We start from the raw sequence: 22,039 nt of genomic DNA on the forward strand, positions 1-22,039 counted from the left end.
ATTGCAACTCGTAAAAGGAAATATTTATAAGTCTTGAAGTCAGAAGTATTGTTGCAGTATTTAGTGGGGGGTGCAAGCATGAAAAGACTGCTTGCGCCACTTGTTGTGTTGTTAATAGTGGCTATAGGCATACAACAAGTAGTAGCTAGTGGCAGTTGTACAAATTGCAACTGGGCACCAAGCTCATGGACTTCTGTAAGTGTATTCATTTATCCAGACTCCCCAGATTATGCAGAAACGCAACAAAGTTTTGTTTGGTCATATGAAGATTTAGAGGCATTTTTGGCACTGGATGCATATTACCAATACGAAATTAGAAGAGATAGAGACGTCTGGGACTATATGACAATTGGGGAGTGGGGAGATATAATCGTTGTGGGTTCTTACTGGACTACACTCCCAAACCCTACTGATATGTGGACAGAAGAAGCGGATCTAGGAGGAGATGAAGAGTTCGAACTCAAAGTAATTAATTCCGATGAACTGACACCTGATACATGGTACGTTGTGTATGTGGAATTCTGGAGGGATCCGGAGGATAGGGGGACTGCTTTCACTTTATGGAGTGAGTCCGAATATGCTGGATGCGTACCTTGGTATCTCCCAACACCCCCATGGTGTTTTGATTGGTGTACAATGACTGAACAAATAGAAGGGGCTTGAGGTGATGGAAATGAAGAAAACATTAATATTTGGAGCACTTACTGTGCTGTTAATATTATCGTCAACATTACTGCTTGAAGCATCATCTCTACGAAACACAAATAGTATTCCAGAGGCTACTACTATTATTCCATATAATAACAGTGAGAATATGGAATTCATGAAACTTCCACATGAGGTTGTTTTAGTTAGAAATGGCTACCTTGCTGTTATTCCTAATGTGACCAGTAAGGAGGAACTTCTTGCTTTTGTTCAACAGAACAAAGAACGTTTGAATAGCTTAAGAGATGGAGAGGTTGTTAGTGCTACAATTACGTTTAAGAGACCCCTTAGGAAGTCAGAGTTACTGAGGCTTTTAGGAAATAACGTTAAAATTATTGCAGTGAGATATAGAGCATATCCTAAAGGCATTGGTCAGATGCCTTATCCTATGGAAGTGAACGAGTCAGAAAAGCTCAAGCGTCTTGAGAAGAATCTAAGGAAAGAACTTCAGGAAAAGCAAGGTGTTAAGGAGTTTAAACTAATTGAGGGATTCATTTCAGCAAAAGTGATTGCGCCAAAGGAAGATTTGCTGAGAATCTCAAAATTGGAAGAGGTATTTGATGTTAACGTTGGACCTCGAGATGTTGCAGAAAAACATGGAATAAAACGAATGATGATAGAAGATGTTTGGTGGTATTATGAGAAATATATTCTTAAACCAGAAAACGGGTAGAGTTTAGAGTTCCTTTTTTATAATTTTATTCAGAAACTGGAGGTCACAAAAATGAATATCACTTTACTTAAAATCCTGATGAGGCTTTTATCGTTACTTCTTTTAGGCATTGGAGCTTACTATGGCGTTCAGATTATAGTTGGTATAGAGTTTTCTTCTGAGGTTATAGGGTTTGTCTGGTTAATCCTTTTTTAAGCATTCTTATAGCATTAATTTCTTTTATTGATTTGAGAATCATCGTTTTGAAGGTATTCGCTAGTGTAGTGATTGGATTCGTGGCATTTTACTTCTATTTTCTTGGCTTTAAACCGTTAATACATGCCATTACTAAAAGGATACCTCTCAAGATACCTGAATTGGTTTCCCTTGTTGTTTTCATACTTGCAACTGGAAATATTCTTCTTCTGTGGTTTGGAACAAAAGACAATGAGGATGAGAATTAGGGGTGATACTATGCAGATGGTGAGTATAATTAAGGGTCTGATGCAAGGTATAGCTGTCCTTTTAATTATTCTAGGACTAACCTTTGTGATTGATTATCAGCTTAACAGAGACGATCCGTATTTTGAAGATCCAGATACGGTCGAGCTTACTTATGGCACCGCTACATACTTCTTCGTAATGGGAGGAATATTGCTACTTTTTGGTATATTTTATCGTGAGGATGTAAACCTTGTAGTAAACTTAGTTGCCACCGTGTTCTTGGCACTGGCTGTATATACCGGGCATAGTTTAGCTGTTAGTGGTATGAAGAAAGGCCTTCTATCATATGGAAGTTATGAACGGCCAGAGCTTGTTGTATACCTGGGGGTATCCCTCTTTTTAGTGAGTTTAGTTGCCTTGGTATTGGTATGGATTCACTTTTCTACAAAACTCTTCAGAGAAAGTGCAAGCTAATCTTTAGTGCCCAAAAATCTCTTAACCTCCCCCGCCTTTTCTCTTCTGGTGGTTGAGATGAAGGCCTTCGATAAGGAAGAGCTCACGATCATCAGGAAGTTTGAACATATCGAACACTGCCTCAAGCGGAACGTCCAGGCCCATGTGAGCAACGGATTTGAGGATGTGCACTTTGTCCACATGAGCTTGCCCGAGATAGACAAGGATGAAATCGACCTTAGCATTGAGTTTCTCGGGAGGAAGTTCGATTACCCGATAATGATAGCCGGCATGACCGGCGGAACGAAGGGCTCTCAGCTCGCCGGGAAGATAAACAAAACCCTCGCAAAAGCCGCCCAGGAGCTGAACATCCCGATGGGCGTCGGAAGTCAGAGGGCCATGATAAGGAAGCCGGAAACATGGGAGAGCTACTACGTTAGAGACGTCGCTCCCGACGTTTTCCTCGTCGGCAACCTCGGCGCGCCACAGTTCGCCGAGACGATGCCGGGGCGCTACGGTATAGATGAGGCCCTTAAAGCAGTTGAAACCATCCAGGCCGATGCTCTGGCGATACACATGAACCCCCTCCAGGAGAGCGTCCAGCCGGAGGGAGACACACAGTACCGCGGAGTGCTGAAGGCCCTCGCCGAGCTCAAGGCCGAGTTCCCCTACCCGATAATAGCAAAGGAAACCGGGGCAGGCGTTTCCATGGAGGTAGCGATAAGGCTAGAAAGCATAGGGATTGACGCCATAGACGTTGGCGGTCTCGGCGGGACAAGCTGGAGCGGTGTCGAGTACTACAGGGCAAAGGACGAGATGGGGAGAAACTTGGCCCTGAAGTTCTGGGACTGGGGGATTAAAACGGCTATAAGCGTTGCTGAAGTGCGCTACTCAACGGACCTGGCGATTATCGCTACCGGAGGAATGCGCGACGGCATAACCATGGCGAAGGCTCTGGCAATGGGTGCAATCTTCGCAGGCGTGGCCCTACCGCTCCTCAAGCCAGCGGTTAAGGGTGACGTCGAGGGCGTCATCAAGGTGCTGGAGCGCTACATTGAGGAGATAAGGAACACCATGTTCCTCGTCGGTGCCAGAAACGTCGAGGAACTGAGGAAGGTTCCGCTCGTGATTACAGGCTTCACGAGGGAGTGGCTGGAGCAGAGAATAGACCTGCCTGTTTACCTGCGGGACAGGCGGATTTAACCTTCTGTTTCACATTTTTAGGTTGTGTCTAGTCGGTGTCTACGTTCTTGACGCCCTCTTCTTCGATGCACACCTTTTTAAACTCACCCGGCTTACTATTTCCAACGGGGCCTTATGCTCTTATGAGCTTAGAGGCCGAAGGAGGAAAGAGTATGATAAAGATTTACACGCTCAGCGGTTACGAGGAAGTCGGTAAAAACATGACCGCCGTCGAATACAACGGAGAGGTCGTTATAATCGACATGGGAATAAGGCTTGACCGTGTCCTCATCCACGAGGATGTGAACATTCAGCAGTTCCCCACGAAGGAGCTCCAGAAGCTTGGGGCTATTCCTGACGATTCACCAATCAGAAACAAGAAAGTCGTCGCGATAGCCTTTACCCACGGCCACCTCGACCACATAGGTGCCGTCGGCAAGCTCGCTCCCCATTATCCAGACGTGCCGATATATGGAACTCCCTACACCATAAAGCTCGCCAAGAGCGAGGTCAAGAGCGAGCAGTACTTCGAGGTCAAGAACCCCATGTACGAGACAGAATACGGCGAGATAGTCCAGGTGAGCGAGAACTTAGCAATCGAGTTCGTTCAGATTACCCACTCCATCCCTCAAGCTGCCATTGTTGTAGTTCACACGCCCGAAGGCGCCGTTGTCCACACAGGAGATTTCAAGTTCGACAACAACAGCCCTCTCGGCGAGAGGCCCGATTACGACAGGCTTAAAGAGCTCGGGAAGGAGGGTGTCAAGGTTCTCATCCCCGAATCGACGCGCGTTGCTGAACCCACCAAAACACCGAGCGAGGCAGTTGCTCAGATGCTCCTCGAGGACTTCTTCCTCTATGAGGGCATGGAATCTGACGGACTGATAGCCACAACCTTCGCCAGCCATATAGCACGCCTTCAGGAGCTCATCTGGATAGCCAACAAGATGGGCAGGCAGGCTGTCTTAGTTGGCCGCTCCCTGGCTAAGTACACTGGGATAGCCAAACAGCTCGGACTAATAAAGATGAAAGGCGCAAAGGCCGTGAGGAGCCCAAACGCCGTCAGAAAAGTCCTTAAAGAAGTCTCCCAGGCAAGGGAAAATTACCTTCTCATAGTTACCGGTCATCAGGGTGAACCCGGTGCCGTTTTAACCAGGATGGCAAATGGGGAGCTCTACGACATAGGCAAGCGCGATACCGTCGTTTTCTCCGCCGGCACCATTCCCAACCCCCTCAACAGGGCCCAGCGCTACGTTCTCGAAACCAAGCTCAGGATGAAGGGCGTTAGGATGATAAAGGATCTCCACGTTTCAGGCCACGCCAGCAGGGAAGACCACCGCTACCTACTGAGAATGCTCAACCCAGAGAATATCGTCCCTGGCCACGGCGACTTCAGGATGCTCACCCACTACGCTGAGCTGGCTGAAGAAGAAGGCTACCTCATAGGCAGGGACGTCTTCGTCTCGCGCAACGGCTACACTGTGGAGATTAAGTAGGGGTAAAACTGATAAAGAGTTATCCCTTTTTCCTTTTGACGTTGCTTTCATCGCTCACGGGGTGATAAAATGGCGAAGTACGATGAGCTGTTTGCAAGGGTTAAGGAGATGGCAAAGGACGTTGATGATGTGCTCTTCAAGCTCATTCCGGAGAGAGAACCGAGGAAGCTCTACGACGCTGCCAGGCATTATCCGCTCGCCGGCGGCAAGAGGGTTCGCCCGTTCGTCGTCCTGAGGGCGGCTGAAGCCGTTGGCGGTGATCCAAGCAAGGCACTCTATCCAGCGGCTGCCGTCGAGCTTATACACAACTACTCCCTCGTCCACGACGACATAATGGACATGGACGAGCTCAGGCGCGGAAGGCCGACTGTCCATAAGGTCTGGGGCATCAACATGGCAATCCTCGCCGGCGACCTGCTCTTCAGCAAGGCCTTTGAGGCTGTTGCCAGAGCCGAGGTCAGTCCCGAGAAGAAAGCGAGGATTTTAGAAGTCCTCGTCCAGACTTCCAACGAGCTGTGCGAGGGACAGGCTCTCGACATCGAGTTCGAGACGAGGGAAGAGGTCACCGTTGATGAATATCTCCAGATGATAAGCGGCAAGACCGGAGCACTCTTTGACGGCTCCGCAACGATAGGTGCTATCGTTGGAACTGACAACGAGGAGTACATTCAGGCGCTCTCGAAGTGGGGCAGAAACGTTGGCATAGCCTTCCAGATATGGGACGACGTTCTCGACCTTATCGCCGATGAGGAAAAGCTCGGCAAGCCCGTCGGCAGCGACATAAGGAAGGGCAAGAAGACCCTCATAGTCAGCCACTTCTTCCAGAACGCCAGCGAAGAGGACAAGGCTGAGTTTATGAGAGTCTTTGGAAAGTACGCAGGCGACGCCAAGGACGATGCTCTGATTCATGAGGACGTTAAGGAGGAAGTGGCTAAGGCCATCGAGCTCCTCAGGAAGTATGGCAGCATAGACTACGCCGCAGAATACGCTAAGAACCTCGTCAGGGAGGCCAACGATGCTCTGAAGATCCTTCCCGAGAGCGAAGCACGCAGGGATTTAGAGCTCCTTGCCGAGTTCCTCGTGGAGAGGGAGTTCTGAGCTTTACTCCTCTTTTTCCGCTAGAACCCATCCCACCGGCGGATGCTCCGCACCAGCTTTCCATTTCTCGTAGGCTCTATCCCACCGCTCCAGAAGTTCAGCGCGCTTTTTCTCGTCTTTTATCTGCTCCACGTATTCCCGCGGGATGTAGGCTAAGTAGTGCGGCAGGCCCGGCTCAAAGGTTCCGCTTTCGATTATCTCTCCACCGGCCGTTTCCACCAGCTCTTTCAGCCTTTCCAGCGGGAGATAGTGCAGGTCGTCCTTCTCGCCGAAGAGCGCCTCAAAGATGTCCTCGCGCAGGTTGTAGAGCTCAAGGTGTGCCCTTTGCCTCTCGTTGTTCGCTATGGGAAGACTCTCCGCTATGAAAACCACCTCTGCCACGCGGAGCATCTCGGAGAAGACCCTAACCATCGTTTCCTCATTTTTCAGGCTTCTAACTCCATGAACGAGAACGGCTAAATCGAAGGCCTTAAACGGAAAAGGCAGTTCCTTCGCGTCCACCTTGAAGGGGATTATCCTATGCTTTAGGCCAGCTACGGAGGATATCTCTTCAAAGAAGCGCCATCTTGCCCTGTCAACCGCCACAACGCGGCCGGTCTCGCCGACGAGGTAAGCGAGGGGAACTGTTGTTAATGCATGCGCACCACAGCCGATTTCAAGGACGTTCATCCCCTTCCTCAGCGGTGCGTGCTGGAGGACGCGGAAGCGTTCGAGCATCTCGATGTGAAGCCAGTCTGGAGGTAGCGGCGGCTCGTCTCGGAGTGGGGTTTTGGATAGGACATCTTTCTTAAATGTTTCCTCGTCAGCGAGCATGGAAAACACCAAAAAATGCTAAGGAATTAGCTTTAAGGAGTTTTCGGAGAAAAAGTTTTATAAGATAGTGTTGAATTCATATCCAACTTAAATCTCGTAAGTTAAGAATGAGGGCGACTAATATATGTAACGCACAGGTGATATTATGAGGCTGGGAGCAAGAGATGCCCTGTATCTCTTCATTATTTTTCTTTTGATCGTCCAGCTTTGGTCAGTTTCACATGAAAACGAGCGTTTGAGAGAAGAACAGAAGAGTATAAAGGAAACTCTTGTGACTTCTCAGCTTATACATGAAATTTTCGAGTTAAGGCGTCATGCAAAACTAACGAATGCCCTTATGGACACTCCCCTCGATACTGAATCCAAACTTGCCTTGCTCATTGAATTGAACAATACAAAATATTCGCTTTCGAGGCTGGAAAGGGATGTCGATCACTTGGGTGCCTGGTTGGGGTATGAAAATGACAGCCTTTTTCCTTCCGGTGGAGACTGTGTGGAGCTTCTCGAAGTGGTGTACTACACAGTCCAAAGCGAGAACATGACTCACGAGGACGTTCCTCTTGCCTCTAATGGCCTTGATACAATAATAAACTTCACCCGTGTGTACCCTCCGACCTATGAGAACATCATCCAAGAATTGAGTGATATGAATAAAGAATGCCGGAGGTTACTTCAGGAGGCAAACAGAACGCAGAAAAAATAGAGGAAATAATCTCGGACTCACTCCACAAACACCGCCGGCTTCAGCGGTATTTACTCCTGTTTACGTGCTTTATAAGGCTCTGAATTGTTATCTCGGTTTTCTCTGGTTATCATGTCCGTGTCAATAGTAATTCTTTACAATTGTTTCAAATTTACTTTAAAAAAAGAAAAGTTTATAAACATACAAGTTCATAATCATTTTGCAAAACATTATCGGAGATGAGCTCAATGAAGTGGAAGCTGTTGTTTGCAGTCCTACTGGGACTGCTGATGGTCGGGATGACAGCTGAGAGCGCAAGTGCTGGGGATGTTTTTTCTGTGAATTTTTCTCATAAACGAGGAAAAGTTGTCTACGGAGGGTTAGAGGACTACTTTTATTGTTCTTGGAAATTTTTATCTGGGCAACCTTATGATGCATGGGGTATCAGAATGTATTATGTCCCTGGAAAGTATCTGACAATTTTGGATCACTGGGGTAGGGGAGGTGTATCTTACCCTCAAACGTATAAATGGTTTGTTAAGGAAAGTATTAGAGCAGGTGATAGTAGTCCTTATGATCATTACTTTAATCTGCCCGCTCCTTGGCTCAAGGTTAGGTATAACTATATTGAGGGAACTAATAGAGTTACCTATAGATGTGCTCTCGATTTGTTTATAAAGGCTATCCCAATTTTTGATATTCCAATATATATTAAACGAAAAACTGTTATTGATTCATTCGAAGTTTTTATAGTAGGTCCGCCGAGATCTTCACCTAATACGTTTCGTTCGGAACCTTCTTTTGACCATAAAGTAGATCACATTGTTTTTCCCCTACCCGACATGAGGCAAGTTAAAAAAAGCCTCATGGAAATATTAATTAGGGGTGGCTCTCGTCCTGATTTTGTAGTTGTTGAAGTTAGAAAAATTGGTAATACTGAGGTCTTGACAATAACTGGGTATAAAGAGGAGGAAGATCATGGGGAGGCTCGTGTTATCTTTGAGTATTCAAAAAACATTGTTCCAGCTAAAGAAATGGGGTGGTCATGATGAAGAGGTCTCCATTCCACGTTCTCTTAACTTTCTTTGAGGATGTTTTTCTTGTTTCTCTTTTGGGGATTGCGGCAAGTGCGGTCATTTACTTTTCAGTTAGCTGGCTGGAAATTGGGAACGAATACTGGGGAACAATGTCATCCCTTATTATAGCGGTTTTGGGGGTTTCTATATTTCGGCGTGGGACTCTGTTAGCTCTAAACCAGAAATTACCTGGAATTACTGTCTATGTTTTAGTTGCTATCACCCCTGTTATGTTTACCTTGGGATACTGGCCTGTTGGAAGTCTTCTGTTGGGGTTTTTAGGAGGCTATGCGGAAAAACAAAAAATTGCAAAAACGCAAGAGGTACACAGAGGAAAATAAATCTCACTCCACGAACACCGCCGGCTTCATCGGCATCGCGGCCTTTTTCTTTCCACCCCTGTCCTCCTCTGGGTTGATGATTATCTCCAAGCCAAGCTCCTTCTCGATGAAGTCCTTGGCTTCTCTCAGGGCCTTCTCCTCGTCGATGCGCTTGATTTCAAAGGTCCTGTCCTTTATCAGGCGCTGTATCATCTTGCTTATCTCCTTGCCGTGCTTCCTCATCTCTGGATCCTTCATGAGCTCGGACATGGCTGCCTTGAAGTCCCTCTTTTCAGCGACGACCTCAGCAACGCGCCACTTCCACTCTGGAGCAGTATAGATGTATGCCCTCTTTGCGTCCTCTATCTTTGCCACGCGGATTATCTCCTTGATGTCCTCGAGGAGGTTCTTGACGTACTCCTCCTCCAGTTCGATGGTCTCGTTCCACCAGGCCGGGTTAGGCTCGGGCCACTTCGCCAAGCTCACAAATCCCTCTCCTCCGAGCTTCTCCCAGAGCTCCTCGCTGATGTGCGGTGTGAACGGAGCCATGAGCCTGACCCATACATCCGCCAGCGTTCTCAGCACGTAGCGCTTTGCCTCGTCGTCCCTTCCCTCGGTTCTCCTTAGATACCAGCGCAGGTCGTTCAGGACTGAATAAAACGCCCACTGCACGGCCGTTCTCGTTCTGAACTCCTCCAGGCCCTTGGTGGCTCCTTCAATGGCCTTGTTCAGGCGGTGCAGCATCCACCTGTCGATGTCCTTCAGCTCAACGCCCTCTTTGGCCTCATAGCCCGCGAACTCGCTCACCAGCTCGTAGAACCTCTCGACCTGCTTCCTGAGCTTGCCGACCTCCTTCCTGCGCCAGTCGAAGTCGCTGTCGTGTTCAGCCAAACCCATTATGTAAAGCCTCACAACGTCTGCGCCGTTCTCCTCGATGGCATCGATGAAGTTCAGCACGTTGCCCTTGCTCTTGCTCATCTTCTGGCCTTCGAGCGTTCCGAAGCCGTTTACAGCTATGCCCCTTGGCCAGTGCTCCTTCCTGAATATCGCCACGTGGTTGAAGATGAAGAACGTCAGGTGGTTCGGGATTAAGTCTTTCGCCGAGCAACGCCAGTCGAGCGGATACCAGTACTCGAACTCCTCCTTCATCTCGTGGATTATCTCCGCTGGAATGCCCGTCTTCTCAGCCAGCTCCTTCTCCCTCTCTTCGCTGAACTCCTCCCTGAACAGGTAGTCGAAGAACTCCCTGTCGAGCTTCTCGGGGTCGAGCCTGCCCTCTTCTCTCAGCTTGTTGATGTGCCTGCTTATGGTGTAGTAGGCCATGTAGATGGTCGAGTCGCTCAGGCTCTCGATTACCCACTCTGGATCCCATGGGAGTGGTGTTCCGAGGCCAACTTTCCTCGCGCAGGCCTTCTTGTCGAGCCAGTCTATTACTGCCTCGAACTGTGTACGCCTGCTCTCTGGGTAAATCGTCATGTTGGCTAGAGCTTCCCTCGCCTTCTCCTTCCACTCGGGGTTTCCATAGTCGATGAACCACTGGTCGTGGATTATCTTGATGACCGCTTGGTTGCCGAACCTTGAAATGACCGGCTTCTCGGCGAACTCGTACATTATCTCGGCGATGCCCTTCTCCTGGAGCTCCTTCGCTATTAGGTCCTTAACCTCCTGAACGGGCTTGCCTGCGTAGGGTTCAATCTTGAAGACTCCCTTGTGGTACTCTGCCTTGTAGATGTTCTTGGTCGCTTCCTCGAGCTTTTCCTCGTCCTTCTGGCTCTTTACACCCAGCTTCTCAACTTCCTCAACCGCCGGGAACTCACCGTAGCCCTCAAGCTTTATCAGCGAGATGTAGCTTATCTCCTCAACCACACGCGGGTCGATGTCGTACTTCAGCAGTATCTCGGTCTCCTTCTTCAAATCCTCTAAAGCCACGTGGTCGAAGGGGGCATGAGCAGGAACGCTCATGACAACTCCGGTCGCGTTGTCAGGGTCAACGAACTCCGCTGGCAGGATTATGACCTCGTCGCCCGTCACAGGGTTCTTCACGTACTTACCAATGAGTCTCTCGCCCTTGAACTCCTCGATGACTTCAATTTCCCTGTCCTGGAAGGAGAGCTTGTAAGCTGCCTCCTTGCTGATTATCCAGGTCTCTTCCCTATCGCCGCGCCTGACCTTTGCTTTGACGTAGATCGCCTCTGGATTCAGCCACATGTTGGTTACGCCATAGACAGTCTCCGGCCTCAGCGTAGCGGCCGGCATGTATATTTCCTCGCCGTTCTCCTCCAGGATAAACTTGATGATGACGTACTCCAGTATCTGAACGTCCTCGCCCTCCATTATATCGTGGTCGCCGAGCGGGGTGCCAACAACGGGGTCCCATCTAACCCTGTGGGCGCCCTTAACGACCAGCCCCATGTCCTTGAGCGTCCAGAACTGCCACTCTATGAATTTGCTGAAGGGCGGGAACAGGCTGGTGGTGTGGAACTCCCTGCTCCAGTCAACGGAGAAGCCGGCCCTTATGAAGGTCTCCCTCGCGGCTTTCATGAAGTACTTGACTATCTCCTTCGGATCCTCGAACTTCCACAGTATCTCCTCGGGCACCTTGTAGACGTCGCGGTAAATGTGGATGGTTTTGGGGTCGCGGTTCTTTATGCGCTCAGCGATTCCGACTATCGGGGCCCCGGTGATGTGCCACGCCATGGGGAACAGCACGTTGTAGCCCTGCATCCTCTTAAAGCGCGCTATGACGTCGGGAATCGTGTAGGTTCTCGCGTGGCCAACGTGAAGGTGGCCCGAGAGGTATGGAAAAGCGACCGTTATGTAGAACTTTGGCCTGTTCTCCCTCTTCGGCTCGAAAACCTTCTCTTCCAGCCAGCGCTTCTGCCACTTCTCCTCAATGGCCTTGAAGTTAAGCTCAGCCATGCCCATACCTCCTCAAAGTTTTTCCAAAAGAGCTTGAACGATAGTCCAGAATAGGGGGGTTATCGGGGAAATCAGTTATCGATGCGATTTGAACGGTGGAGAAGACACTCCCCCCTCATAGGCATCGCACCGAATAACGGTTTTGAGTATTTAAGGTTTTGGGTGCTGAGTGGATTGTCTACAAGACAATGATAGGGCCTTTTAACAATGTTGCATCCTTGGGAAATTGTTATTCCCTTTAAAGAAGGTAGTGTACTTATTTACAGATGCAATTTAAACAAAATCTTCTTATACTAGAAAAATATCCCATCTCCATGATGTAATTAATCTGCAGGAGGGATCAATGTGGGGAAAATAGTTGGTTGGATCTTTGTCGTACTGTTGCTGGTAGCATTAGTGCCGACTGGGGTGAAAGCTCAGGTGATAGAAAAAGAACCTCTGTGGAGCCATGACGTTGATGGTCATTTTACAGCAGTTTCTACTTCGGCAGATGGGAGCTACATTGTGGCAGGTTCCGCTCCACCAGATAACAAGATTTACTTCTTTAACAGGGCCGGTGGGTTGTTGTGGAGTTACAATGTGGGTGGCTGGATACACAGTGTTTCTGTCTCTTCAAATGGCTCTTACGTTGCGGTAGGCTCTGGGGATCACGTGGTTTACTTCTTTAATTGGCAAGGTGAATTGCTGTGGAATTACGAGACTGGTGACACAGTTTATAGTGTTTCTGTCTCTTCAGACGGTTCTTACATTGTAGTGGGTTCTGGCGATAAGGTTTACTTTTTCAATAAGGATGGAAAACTATTATGGGATTATGAGACTAAGGGCTTTGTTTGGAGTGTTTCTATGTCCCGTGATGGATCTTATATTGCTGCGGGTTCCGGTTGGAAAAACGAGACAGGAAATTACCATGGCAAAGTTTACTTTTTCAATCGGAATGGAGAACTGTTATGGAGTCACGAAACTCGTAGTGAAGCGTACAGTGTTTCCCTATCGGCGAATGGAAACTACGTTGTAGTCGGCTCTTGGGATGATGTTTACTTCTTTAATCGGCAAGGTGAATTGCTGTGGAATTACAAAACCAATGACAGGGTTTACAGGGTTTCTGTTTCAGCAAATGGTTCTTATGTTGCAGTGGGTCTCGATTTCAGTAATGAAATTTACTTCTTTAACAACAATGGAAAGTTATTGTGGAGTTACAAGGGGGAGAGGGTTCACAGTGTGCACTATCCAATTCATAGCCGGCTTTCGATGTCTTCTGATGGAAGATATATAGCAGTGATATTTCCTTTAGATAGCAAGGTTTATCTTCTTGACCGGCAGGGTAAGTTATTATGGAGTTACGATACCAAAGGCTATATTTGGAGTGTTTCTATCTCCGTAGACGGAAACTATGTAGCAATATCCTCTGACAAGGTGTATTTCTTTAGTGAGAATGGTACCTTGCTGTGGGATACCAACACATCACCCCGAGGGTGGGTGGAAGGTGTTGTTCTTTCAGCGAACGGAAACTACACTGCAGTATGGGCATTCCTGAAGGTTTACCTCATTAACAAGGCTGGAGAACTGTTATGGGATTACAAGATTGGCAACTATGTCCATAGCGCTTCTATTTCGGCGGACGGCTCTTACGTTGCAGTTGGCTCGGCGGATAACAAGATTTACTTCTTCAATCGGCAAGGTGAATTGCTGTGGAATTACGAGACCAGTGGTCGAGTATATAGCGTTTCTATTTCAGCAAACGGTTCCTACATTGCGGCAGGCTCAAAGGACAATGTTTATTTTCTCAATAGCAAGGGAGAGTTATTGTGGAGCTACGAGACTGGAGGCCAGGTTAGGAGTGTCTCCGTCTCCTCAGACGGACATTATGTCATAACGGGTTCAGATAATGGCAGAGTTTACTTCTTCAATCGAGATGGAGAGTTGTTATGGAGTTACAAAACCAATGGTTATATTTCGAGTGTTTCAATATCCGCCAACGGCTCGTATATTGGAGTAGGCTCTTATGATCACTGGATCTACTTTTTCAACAGGGATGGAGAGCTATTGTGGAAATACCCAACTGGTTATCCCATCCTCAGCGTTTCTATATCTCCGGACGGAAATTACATTGCAGCAGGTTCGTATAGTAATAGAGTTTACTTCCTCAACAAGACTGGAGAATTATTATGGAGTTACAAAACCGGTAAGGGAGTTTACAGTGTTTCTCTTTCCATGGGTGGCTCTTACATTGTGGCAGGCTCCGGGGACAACAAAGTATATCTCTTTAACAGGAATGGAGAGTTACTGTGGAGTTACGATACCGGCGATGGTGTCTACAGTGTTTCCATGTCTGAAGACGGAAATTATGTTGCAGTAGGATCTTACTCAATGGTTTACTTCTTCTCCAGACGGCCATTAGTGTTGGATTATTCACCGCCGCTCCAAGTTTATGCCGGTGGGGAGGTTTCAATTCCAATAAAAGTCCAGTACAACTTTTCCGCGGATTCAAAAGTGCTTGTTAGGATACTACAATCCTCTGAAGTCTGGAGTAAAGAAGAGGCCGTAAATGCAGGGTCTGGAGGACTATCACTCATCGCTAAATTCACTGCTCCAGTATATGCTGGGCAGTACACCTACAAGATCCGGGTTTTTTACTTGGATAATGGCAAGTGGATTCAAGGAGACGAGAAGACTTTCACATTAAATGTTGAAAAACCGCCGGAAACCCAAACTACTACAACAAGCACAATAGGTACCACCGAGACCCAGACGACAGACACCACAGACAGCGGCATCTGCGGGCCAGCTTTCATGCTCTTTTTCATCACGGTTCCACTTGTGAGAAGAAGAAAGAGATAATGGCAAGGGTGGCTGCATTTCTTTTCATTCTTCCTTATCCCCACTGGGCCGTGTGGCATGCTGCAATCCTACCCAATCGTGATCAGCTCCCTCGGTGCCTTCGTCAACCTTCTTCCCTTTCCGCCCTCAACGACCACATCGTCCTCTATTCTAACTCCCCCCAGGCCCGGCACGTAGATGCCCGGCTCTATCGTGAAGGTCATGCCGTTTTCTAGGGTTACCTCTCCATCTGGCCCTATGTAGGGCTCCTCATGGACATCCAAGCCCAGACCGTGGCCGGTTCTGTGAGTAAAGTACTCGCCGTAGCCCGCCTTGGCTATGTAGTCCCTTGCCGCTTTGTCAACCTCCTTCGCCTTTATGCCCTCGCGGACAGTCTGGAAGGCGCTCTCCTGGGCGTTCTTGACGACCTCATAAATCTCCAGGAGCTTCTCGTCTGGCTTTCCTAACGCGATAGTCCTCGTTATGTCGGAGCAATAGCCCTCCCACCTGGCGCCGTAGTCGAGGATAACGAGGTCTCCCTCCCTCAGTTTCCTCTCGTCGGGCGCGTGGTGGGGATTTGCCCCATTCTCACCGCTGGCAACTATTGGCTCGAAGGAGACTCCATCGGAGCGCTCCCTTATGAGGAGCTCAATCTTCAGGGAGAGGTCTTTCTCACGCATTCCGATTAAGTCCATGCCGATTATCTCCTCGAAGACCTCATCGACGATCTTTGCCGCCTTCTCCATGAGCCTAATTTCCTCAGCGTCTTTTCTCATTCTAAGCTCGCGCATCAGAATGCTTAACGGATGGAACTCGAAGCTTCCAAGCTTGAGAATACCTATCAGCCAGTCTGCCCTCATCGTGTTCTCCACCAGGATTCTGCCAGATGACAGGTCGAGTTCCTTTAGGATTTCGGCGAGCTTCCCGTAGGGATTCTCTCCATCACGCCAGAAGGTAACAGGGAAATCCATGATGACGTTCTCGTAGAGGCTTGGCGCTAAAAGGTGGTACTCCCCGTCAGAATTGATGACCAGAATCGTCAGTCTCTCTCCCGCTTCGTGGATGTGGAAGCTCGTTAGGTAGTAGAGGTTCGTCCCCGGGCTTATCAGCGCTCCGTCAAAGGCTTTTTCCTTGAGCAGAGAAGCGAGCCTGTTGAGGCGCATGGTTTTCACCGCTCCGACTACTCCGCAACTTTTAAAAACCTAATCTCGAACTTCGCCCGACTAGGCGGGGCAAACCCGCGGGATGTTCCCGTAAGGGAGAACCACAAACGAGGAAGGAGGGAGCAAGATGGGAATGTACAAGTACATTAGGGAAGCCTGGAAGAGCCCGAAGAAGAGCTACGTTGGGCAGCTTCTCAAAAAGAGGATGATAAAGTGGCGCCGCGAGCCGGTCGTCGTTCGCGTTGAGAGGCCGACCAGACTCGACAGGGCCAGGAGCCTCGGCTACCAGGCCAAGCAGGGCTACGTCATTGTTCGCGTTCGCGTCAGGCGCGGCGGAAGGAAGAGGCCCAGGTGGAAGGGTGGTAGGAAGCCCTCCAAGATGGGTATGGTTAAGTACAGCCCGAAGAAGAGCCTCCAGTGGATTGCCGAGGAGAAGGCCGCTCGCAAGTTCCCGAACCTTGAGGTTCTCAACAGCTACTGGGTCGGCGAAGATGGAATGTACAAGTGGTTCGAGGTCATCATGGTCGACCCGCACCACCCGGTCATAAAGAGCGACCCGAAGATTGCCTGGATAGCAGGCAAGGCCCACAAGGGCAGGGTCTTCCGCGGCCTCACCAGTGCCGGCAGGAAGAGCCGCGGCCTGAGGAACAAGGGCAAGGGCGCCGAGAAGGTCAGGCCCAGTGTGAGGGCCAACAAGGGCAAGACCAAGTGAAGTTTTCTCCCCGTCCTCTTTCTGTTTGGGTTTTATATATTGTCCGATCTTTGATTGCGAATTAATGTGTTAGGCATCTTTGAGATGTGTATTATTTGTGGGATTTTATACGGTCAAACTAAACCAGAATAACAAGATAAAATTCCATTAATACTAATAACAGTGTAAAAAGTCAAAAAGTTTAAATAGTTACAATTAAGAACTATAGATTGAGGTGATATAATGGCAACATATGGATTGTGGTATTTTAAAGCACAAGATGGAAGTTACGGAACATTTCCCTCTGCAGGAACACCATCTCAGTTGGAAGACAGAGGATTCACCTATGCAGTAGCATTACACTCTTCTGCAAAAGATGAAAATGGGAACTTACTCTATGGGAATATTCCGTTTAGTGGGTATTCTTACAATGATGGATATCAAGATGGGGCATCTCTTGGAAGATGGGTAGATCCAATATTGAGGGGAATTGACTATCTAGTTGTGATTCCAGTTCTTATTGACGAGAGTAGAACCCGAGGAGTTAGAGGAATTCAATATTGGAAGGGGTGGGTCGATGGAGTATACAACAACACGAGCGGCTACCAAGTGGGCTTCTATTGGTATCTTGAATATCCTTGGCAGGTTAGTGATGGGATTGTTTATGAAGAAGATATTCAAGAAATCTCAGCGTATATACGAAACAAGGGTCAGCAATTCATTTGGATACCGTATTTTCATTATTCATATCCTGATCATATTAGTGATATTACAAAAACGGATATTGGGCTTCTGGCGAAATACTTTACGTACGTGTTTATTCAGCCTAATTACTATCAGGGAACAACTAGAACACTGCAGGATTTCAACGTTGTGTATAATCAGATTGAGGAACTTAAAGAGGAGAACAATCTGAGCAACATCTTCATGGAAATGGAATGTGATGGCAGAGTTAGATCACCCGATCCAGGAACTGCTGTGGAGTATAGAGAAAGAGCATGTGCCTATGTGAGTTATACCAAGGATTACCCGCACAGGGCTTACTATTATGACACCAATCTTCAGAATATACAAAAAATGGAGGAGTATTGCAATGACAGGGGTAAGAGGTATGTATTTTAGGGTTTTTATTAGCTTTTTTGTCTTTACACTTTTCTTAATAGCGTCACAGGTTTCTGCAGCATATCCGGACGTAAAAATAACCACCGAAGTTGTTCCCGGAGATGACGACTTTTTCGTTGAGCTCTCCACATACGGCGTTTACAATCTAGGCGATGACTTAAGGGTCATCAATCTCACTGAGGACAGACTCCCGAGGGAATCTTTCATGTTCTACGTATCCAATGGGAGTTCCTACGTAGTATGGCGTGGAGACCTCTCATCGGAGTTTCACAGGGTTTTTTACTCCAATGGTTCTTGGTATCTCCTTCTACAGGGTGGCTACCCGCTCCTTAGGATAGATGGAAAGCCATTCTCGCGGGTTTACCCTTACAATTCAACCTACACCGCCATAACGGTTTACAGAATTAAAAACGGATGCATAGAGCCTACTTGGGCTATTCCTTCTCCATCTCCTGGGATTTTTGGTCCCTCAAGGTTGGAAAACGACACGGTGGTCTTTTCTTCCTATTCTGAGGCCTTCGGAAGGGGTTTCGTAGTGAGGGTGCCTTTGAAGTCCTTTGAGAAGTACCTGTCCATCATTAATGCCTCGGCTTTCGTGGATTCGCTCTTAGCCGCGCAGCTGTCCGACAGTACCCTAGTCATTTTCTTCCCCGAGCTTTACTATTTCAAGGCAAACGGGTCTATCTACGCTGGAATCGTCAAGAACGATGAATTTATCCCCGTTTTCAAGTCAGAAGAGGCAACTGGCTACGTCTTCGTTTTTCACGGTGTTCTTGATGCAATCCCAACTCTAATGGTGAACGTCGATAACGGGGAAGTGTTTCCGAAGATTACCAGTCAGTACAACCTCTGTGATTGCTATGGGGAAGACTCCAGTTTGATGCTCTCATACAAAACCACTGCCGAGACGGGTTCTATGAACCTCGACTTGATCCTTCTCGGTCTGGTTCTTGGGATTCTCACTGGGGGAGTTCTAGGATACAAGTTTGGGCGTGATGATTTTATGGGGCGTTGGTTCCGTTAGATTTTGCCCTTATTCTTCTTCTGGATTCTCTAACTTTATCCTTTTGATTCCAATTTTGTCAAAAGCTTTGTCAGAGCTGATTATCGTCCCTCTGCAGTGAGCTGCCTGGAAAGCGTCAAAAACGTTTAATCCATGCTCTTTTATGTAAAATGCTGCCTTTAGAGGCTCTCCATCATCTATGTTGCATATGGCCATGACGGCAGCGGTGAGTCTCACCGGGTCAAGGTTGTAGCGCTTTGCCAGAAGCATCAGCTCGATGAATGTCACCTCCGAAGTTGTTATGTTGCCCTTGTGGTCGCTGTAAATCTTGAGGGCATTTTTCTTGAGCCAGTCGTTTGGCTTTAGCAGGGCGAGGAAAAAGTCGGTGTCCGCGTATATCATTCCAGCTCCCTCAGGGCCTCTTCTAGTATCTCCTTCTTTAGCTCCTCGATGGACTTGTCTGGCAGGAGTTTTCCAAGCTCTTCAAGCTCCATCAAAGGGTCCTCCGGTTTTGGGACGATTAGTATCTCGCCGTTGAGGTCAACGAGATACACCTCTCTAGATATACCCTTCCTAATGCTTTTGGGGAGGTATAGTCTCCCCTTTGAGTCCACTTTTGCGAGCATTTTCCCACCAATATTGATTTAGTGGGTAGTCTTATAAATTTTACCCAATAATTGCGTGGGTTACCTTTTAAAGCGCCGTGTCGAATCAAATCCGGTGAGAAAAATGGCGAAGATAAAGGCACATCACGTCAGGCTGACCACCTTCATCCATGCAACTGAAGATGAAGACAAGGTTCTTGAGGCTATAGGCACCTTCATCCCGGAGGAGATAGACGACGATGACGTTCTCTTTGACATAGTGGAAACGCGAGGCTTCTTCGGCAACCCTATTAAAGTCGTGAACGTCGAGATAAAGCGGAGCAAGGCAGTTAGAAAGTTCATTGACTACTTTAAGGAACTCCTGAGTGAGTGGGATAAGACCTACGTACTTGACCACCTCGATGAGAAGATCGATGAGGAAGGAACGCTCTACGTCCGCTTTAACAAGCAGAAGGCCTACCTCGGCGAGGCGGAGGTTGATGAAGGAGAAGACGTCATCCAGGTCAGGATAAAGATCAAGGCCTTCCCAATGAGGAAGGATGCGGTGGTGAAAGCCGTCAGGGAGTGGCTGGAGGAATGACCCTCGAGTCTGAGGAAGTTTCCTTCTCCCGCGAGCACTGGGTTGAGATGGACGTAAGGAGTGAGGATGCCTACGAGCTGGCCAGTGGGTGGTTTGACGAGGTAGTTTTCACCAAAAGGCTCGTCCTGGAAAAGAGCCCCGACTTCGACGCCCTGAAGGCAGAAATCAAGGAGCTGAAAGAGAGGTACGGAAAGGTTGCCCTCCTTATCGTCACGAAAAAGCCGAGCCTAATAAGGGAAGTGAAGAACCGCAACCTCAAGGTTCTCCTCTACGTCCAGGGCGGCGACATGAGGGTCAACCGCTTCGCCCTAGAGGCCGGCGTCGATGCCCTTATAAGCCCGTGGCTCGGAAGGAAAGACCCTGGCTTCGACCACGTTCTGGCCAAGATAGCGGCCAAAAGGGACGTTGCCATAGGCTTTTCCATATCACCCCTTCTCAGCGCTTCCCCCTACGAGAGGGCCCATACTCTGCGCTTCATGATGAAGGTCTGGCAGCTGGTGAACAAGTACGACGTCCCGCGCTTCCTCACGAGTTCAGCCGAGAGCAGATGGGAAGTCCGCGGGCCGAGGGACTTAATGAGCCTCGGAATAGCGCTTGGCATGGAGATTCCCCAGGCCAAGGCAAGCTTGAACTTCTATCCAAGGATGATTTTGGGGAGGAAAAGCTAAGCCTCCCCCTTCAAAGCTGGAAGCTCTTCTGGCTCGTAGTCCTCAAGCTTTCCGTCGAGGAAGTCCTCGTAGCCCTTGAGGTCGAGCAGGCCGTGGCCGCTGAGGTTGAACAGGATGACTTCTTCCTTGCCCTCTTCCTTCGCCTTGAGGGCCCTGTCTATTGCAGCCTTGACCGCGTGGGCGCTCTCGGGTGCTGGAACTATACCTTCCGTCCTGGCAAAGAGCCGGGCCGCCTCGAAGACCTCCGTCTGATGGTAGGCTACTGGCCTAACTATTCCGTGGTTTATCAGAATACTCAGCGTTGGAGCCAGGCCGTGGTACCTCAGGCCGCCAGCGTGTATCGGCGGGACGTAGTAGGTGTGGCCGAGGGTGTGCATCTTCATCTTCGGCGTTAGCCCTCCAGAGTCCCCGTAGTCGTAGGTGTAAACGCCGCGCGTCATGCTCGGTGCCGCCCTTGGCTCAACCGCTATGAACTCGTAGTCATCTTTGCCGTCTAGTCTATCCTTGACGAAGGGATAGGCCAGGCCGGCGAAGTTGCTTCCTCCCCCAACGCAGCCAATTATGGCGTCTGGCTTCTCGAACTCCTTCATCTGCTCCTTGGCTTCCAGGCCAATGACCGTCTGGTGCATTAAAACGTGGTTGAGCACGCTTCCAAGGGCGTAGCGCGCTTTTTCGTCCCTTAGAACGTCCTCAATGGCCTCACTTATCGCTATTCCAAGGCCGCCGGGGTGGTTGGGGTCTTCGGCTAAAAACTTCCTGCCGATTTCAGTCCTGTCGCTTGGACTGGGGTAGATTTCGGCACCGTAGAGACGCATTATAGTCTTCCTGTAGGGCTTCTGGAAATAGCTTGCGCGGGCCATGTAAACCCTGACCTTTATTCCCATGAGTGCTCCTGCCAGAGACAGGGCAGTTCCCCACTGCCCGGCTCCAGTTTCGGTAACGAGCCTCTCTATTCCCTGCTTTTTGGCGTAGTACGCTTGAGCCAATGCGGTGTTTATCTTGTGGCTGCCTGTTACGGTAGCCCCTTCGTATTTGAAGTATATCCTCGCCGGCGTTCCGAGGGCCTTTTCGAGGTTCGTCGCCCTGAAGAGGGGCGTTGGACGGCCTATTTTAGCATAGAGCTCACGAACTTTCTTTGGGATCTCGATGTATCGTTCCATGGTCATTTCCTGCTTCACCAGCTCCGCTGCGAAGATGCGGAGCAGCTTCTCTGGCTCCATTGGCTCGTCCGTCTCCGGGTCGAGGGGCGGCGCCAAAGGCTCCGGCAGGTCAGGCAGAATGTTGTACCACCTCTTTGGTATCTTGGAATCCGGCAGAACGGCTTTCATTCAAACCACCTCCTGATTTTTGGAAGAAGTCCCAAAGGCGAGGGAATAAAGAGCGTAAGGACTAACCCAAAGCAGAAAGCTCCAGCTGGGTGGAGGCATAAGCTTAATCCTCTAGAACCTCCAAAAACGAGCCCCCCTATCAGTCAGGCCAAAAACGATCCCGCCCTTGAGCTGTTAGGCTAACCCGAACATTCAGGGGGATCTCAGAGAGGCCAAAAACAA

General features: G+C 48.8%; 22 protein-coding genes. 16 read left to right on the plus strand and 6 right to left on the minus strand.

The annotated features are described in order from the left end of the window. Positions 1-78: 78 nt before the first annotated feature. From E3E26_RS09780 to E3E26_RS09810, 7 genes are all read left to right on the plus strand, one after another. Positions 79-663 carry a hypothetical protein gene (locus tag E3E26_RS09780; protein ID WP_167901130.1) on the plus strand — a complete coding sequence of 195 codons (585 nt, stop codon included), beginning with the start codon at positions 79-81 and terminating at the stop codon, positions 661-663. Positions 664-667: 4 nt separating this feature from the next. Continuing rightward, positions 668-1,378: a hypothetical protein gene (locus E3E26_RS09785; protein WP_167901131.1), complete on the plus strand. Its 711-nt coding sequence runs from the start codon at positions 668-670 to the stop codon at positions 1,376-1,378. Between the two features lie 227 nt (positions 1,379-1,605). Next, positions 1,606-1,821, plus strand: coding sequence for a hypothetical protein (locus E3E26_RS09790; protein ID WP_167901132.1), 216 nt, complete (start codon positions 1,606-1,608; stop codon positions 1,819-1,821). Positions 1,822-1,831: 10 nt separating this feature from the next. Beyond that, a complete protein-coding gene (locus E3E26_RS09795) occupies positions 1,832-2,275 on the plus strand; it encodes a hypothetical protein (protein ID WP_167901133.1) in 444 nt (147 codons plus the stop codon). 57 nt (positions 2,276-2,332) lie between these two features. Beyond that, positions 2,333-3,457 carry a type 2 isopentenyl-diphosphate Delta-isomerase gene (gene fni / locus E3E26_RS09800; RefSeq protein ID WP_167901188.1) on the plus strand — a complete coding sequence of 375 codons (1,125 nt, stop codon included), beginning with the start codon at positions 2,333-2,335 and terminating at the stop codon, positions 3,455-3,457. A gap of 152 nt (positions 3,458-3,609) precedes the next feature. Continuing rightward, positions 3,610-4,932 carry an RNase J family beta-CASP ribonuclease gene (locus E3E26_RS09805; RefSeq protein ID WP_167901134.1) on the plus strand — a complete coding sequence of 441 codons (1,323 nt, stop codon included), beginning with the start codon at positions 3,610-3,612 and terminating at the stop codon, positions 4,930-4,932. A gap of 69 nt (positions 4,933-5,001) precedes the next feature. Continuing rightward, positions 5,002-6,030, plus strand: a complete 1,029-nt coding sequence (locus tag E3E26_RS09810) for a polyprenyl synthetase family protein (protein ID WP_167901135.1) — start codon at positions 5,002-5,004, stop codon at positions 6,028-6,030. 3 nt (positions 6,031-6,033) lie between these two features. Here E3E26_RS09810 and E3E26_RS09815 read toward each other — a convergent pair whose 3' ends face one another. After that, a complete protein-coding gene (locus tag E3E26_RS09815) occupies positions 6,034-6,843 on the minus strand; it encodes a class I SAM-dependent methyltransferase (protein ID WP_167901189.1) in 810 nt (269 codons plus the stop codon). A 145-nt stretch (positions 6,844-6,988) separates the two neighbouring features. Between E3E26_RS09815 and E3E26_RS09820 the strand changes: the two genes are divergently transcribed. From E3E26_RS09820 to E3E26_RS09830, 3 genes are all read left to right on the plus strand, one after another. After that, a complete protein-coding gene (locus E3E26_RS09820) occupies positions 6,989-7,546 on the plus strand; it encodes a hypothetical protein (RefSeq protein ID WP_167901136.1) in 558 nt (185 codons plus the stop codon). 218 nt (positions 7,547-7,764) lie between these two features. Beyond that, on the plus strand, positions 7,765-8,574 hold the full coding sequence (locus tag E3E26_RS09825; RefSeq protein ID WP_167901137.1) for a hypothetical protein: 810 nt from the start codon (positions 7,765-7,767) through the stop codon (positions 8,572-8,574). Then, the gene (locus E3E26_RS09830) at positions 8,574-8,942 is read left to right on the plus strand and encodes a hypothetical protein (RefSeq protein ID WP_167901138.1); all 369 of its coding nucleotides are present in this window, start codon (positions 8,574-8,576) and stop codon (positions 8,940-8,942) included. The genes E3E26_RS09825 and E3E26_RS09830 overlap by 1 nt, the downstream gene beginning before the upstream one ends. Positions 8,943-8,945: 3 nt before the next feature. Here the strand turns inward: E3E26_RS09830 and leuS are convergent, their stop codons facing one another. Continuing rightward, positions 8,946-11,840 carry a leucine--tRNA ligase gene (gene leuS / locus E3E26_RS09835; RefSeq protein ID WP_167901139.1) on the minus strand — a complete coding sequence of 965 codons (2,895 nt, stop codon included), beginning with the start codon at positions 11,838-11,840 and terminating at the stop codon, positions 8,946-8,948. A 345-nt stretch (positions 11,841-12,185) separates the two neighbouring features. On the opposite strand from leuS, the gene E3E26_RS09840 reads away from it, so the two are divergent. Continuing rightward, positions 12,186-14,678, plus strand: a complete 2,493-nt coding sequence (locus tag E3E26_RS09840) for a DUF5711 family protein (protein WP_167901140.1) — start codon at positions 12,186-12,188, stop codon at positions 14,676-14,678. A 68-nt stretch (positions 14,679-14,746) separates the two neighbouring features. On the opposite strand, the gene E3E26_RS09845 is transcribed toward E3E26_RS09840, so the two are convergent. Continuing rightward, positions 14,747-15,820 carry a Xaa-Pro peptidase family protein gene (locus E3E26_RS09845; RefSeq protein ID WP_167901190.1) on the minus strand — a complete coding sequence of 358 codons (1,074 nt, stop codon included), beginning with the start codon at positions 15,818-15,820 and terminating at the stop codon, positions 14,747-14,749. Positions 15,821-15,947: 127 nt separating this feature from the next. On the opposite strand from E3E26_RS09845, the gene E3E26_RS09850 reads away from it, so the two are divergent. The 3 genes from E3E26_RS09850 (at position 15,948) to E3E26_RS09860 (ending at position 18,657) form a co-directional block, all read left to right on the plus strand. Next, positions 15,948-16,532: a 50S ribosomal protein L15e gene (locus E3E26_RS09850; protein ID WP_012571102.1), complete on the plus strand. Its 585-nt coding sequence runs from the start codon at positions 15,948-15,950 to the stop codon at positions 16,530-16,532. A 222-nt stretch (positions 16,533-16,754) separates the two neighbouring features. Beyond that, complete coding sequence (locus E3E26_RS09855) at positions 16,755-17,633, plus strand: DUF4855 domain-containing protein (RefSeq protein WP_167901141.1); 879 nt, start codon at positions 16,755-16,757, stop codon at positions 17,631-17,633. Continuing rightward, a complete protein-coding gene (locus E3E26_RS09860) occupies positions 17,623-18,657 on the plus strand; it encodes a hypothetical protein (RefSeq protein ID WP_167901142.1) in 1,035 nt (344 codons plus the stop codon). The genes E3E26_RS09855 and E3E26_RS09860 overlap by 11 nt, the downstream gene beginning before the upstream one ends. A gap of 9 nt (positions 18,658-18,666) precedes the next feature. Here the strand turns inward: E3E26_RS09860 and E3E26_RS09865 are convergent, their stop codons facing one another. Together E3E26_RS09865 and E3E26_RS09870 are read right to left on the minus strand one after the other, a co-directional pair. Continuing rightward, positions 18,667-19,038: a PIN domain-containing protein gene (locus E3E26_RS09865; RefSeq protein ID WP_167901143.1), complete on the minus strand. Its 372-nt coding sequence runs from the start codon at positions 19,036-19,038 to the stop codon at positions 18,667-18,669. After that, positions 19,035-19,262, minus strand: coding sequence for an AbrB/MazE/SpoVT family DNA-binding domain-containing protein (locus E3E26_RS09870; RefSeq protein ID WP_167901144.1), 228 nt, complete (start codon positions 19,260-19,262; stop codon positions 19,035-19,037). Before E3E26_RS09870 ends, E3E26_RS09865 begins: the two co-directional genes overlap by 4 nt. A gap of 103 nt (positions 19,263-19,365) precedes the next feature. Here E3E26_RS09870 and E3E26_RS09875 point away from each other — a divergent pair, with 103 nt between their 5' ends. Beyond that, the gene (locus E3E26_RS09875) at positions 19,366-19,821 is read left to right on the plus strand and encodes an RNA-binding protein (RefSeq protein ID WP_167901191.1); all 456 of its coding nucleotides are present in this window, start codon (positions 19,366-19,368) and stop codon (positions 19,819-19,821) included. Beyond that, a complete protein-coding gene (locus E3E26_RS09880) occupies positions 19,818-20,489 on the plus strand; it encodes a Ribonuclease P protein component 3 (protein WP_167901145.1) in 672 nt (223 codons plus the stop codon). Before E3E26_RS09875 ends, E3E26_RS09880 begins: the two co-directional genes overlap by 4 nt. On the opposite strand, the gene E3E26_RS09885 is transcribed toward E3E26_RS09880, so the two are convergent. Next, positions 20,486-21,817, minus strand: a complete 1,332-nt coding sequence (locus E3E26_RS09885; RefSeq protein WP_167901146.1) for a TrpB-like pyridoxal phosphate-dependent enzyme — start codon at positions 21,815-21,817, stop codon at positions 20,486-20,488. The two genes, E3E26_RS09880 and E3E26_RS09885, sit on opposite strands and share 4 nt — an antisense overlap. Positions 21,818-22,039 lie beyond the last annotated feature (222 nt).

The organism is Thermococcus sp. LS1 (assembly GCF_012027395.1).
Lineage (GTDB): Archaea > Methanobacteriota_B > Thermococci > Thermococcales > Thermococcaceae > Thermococcus.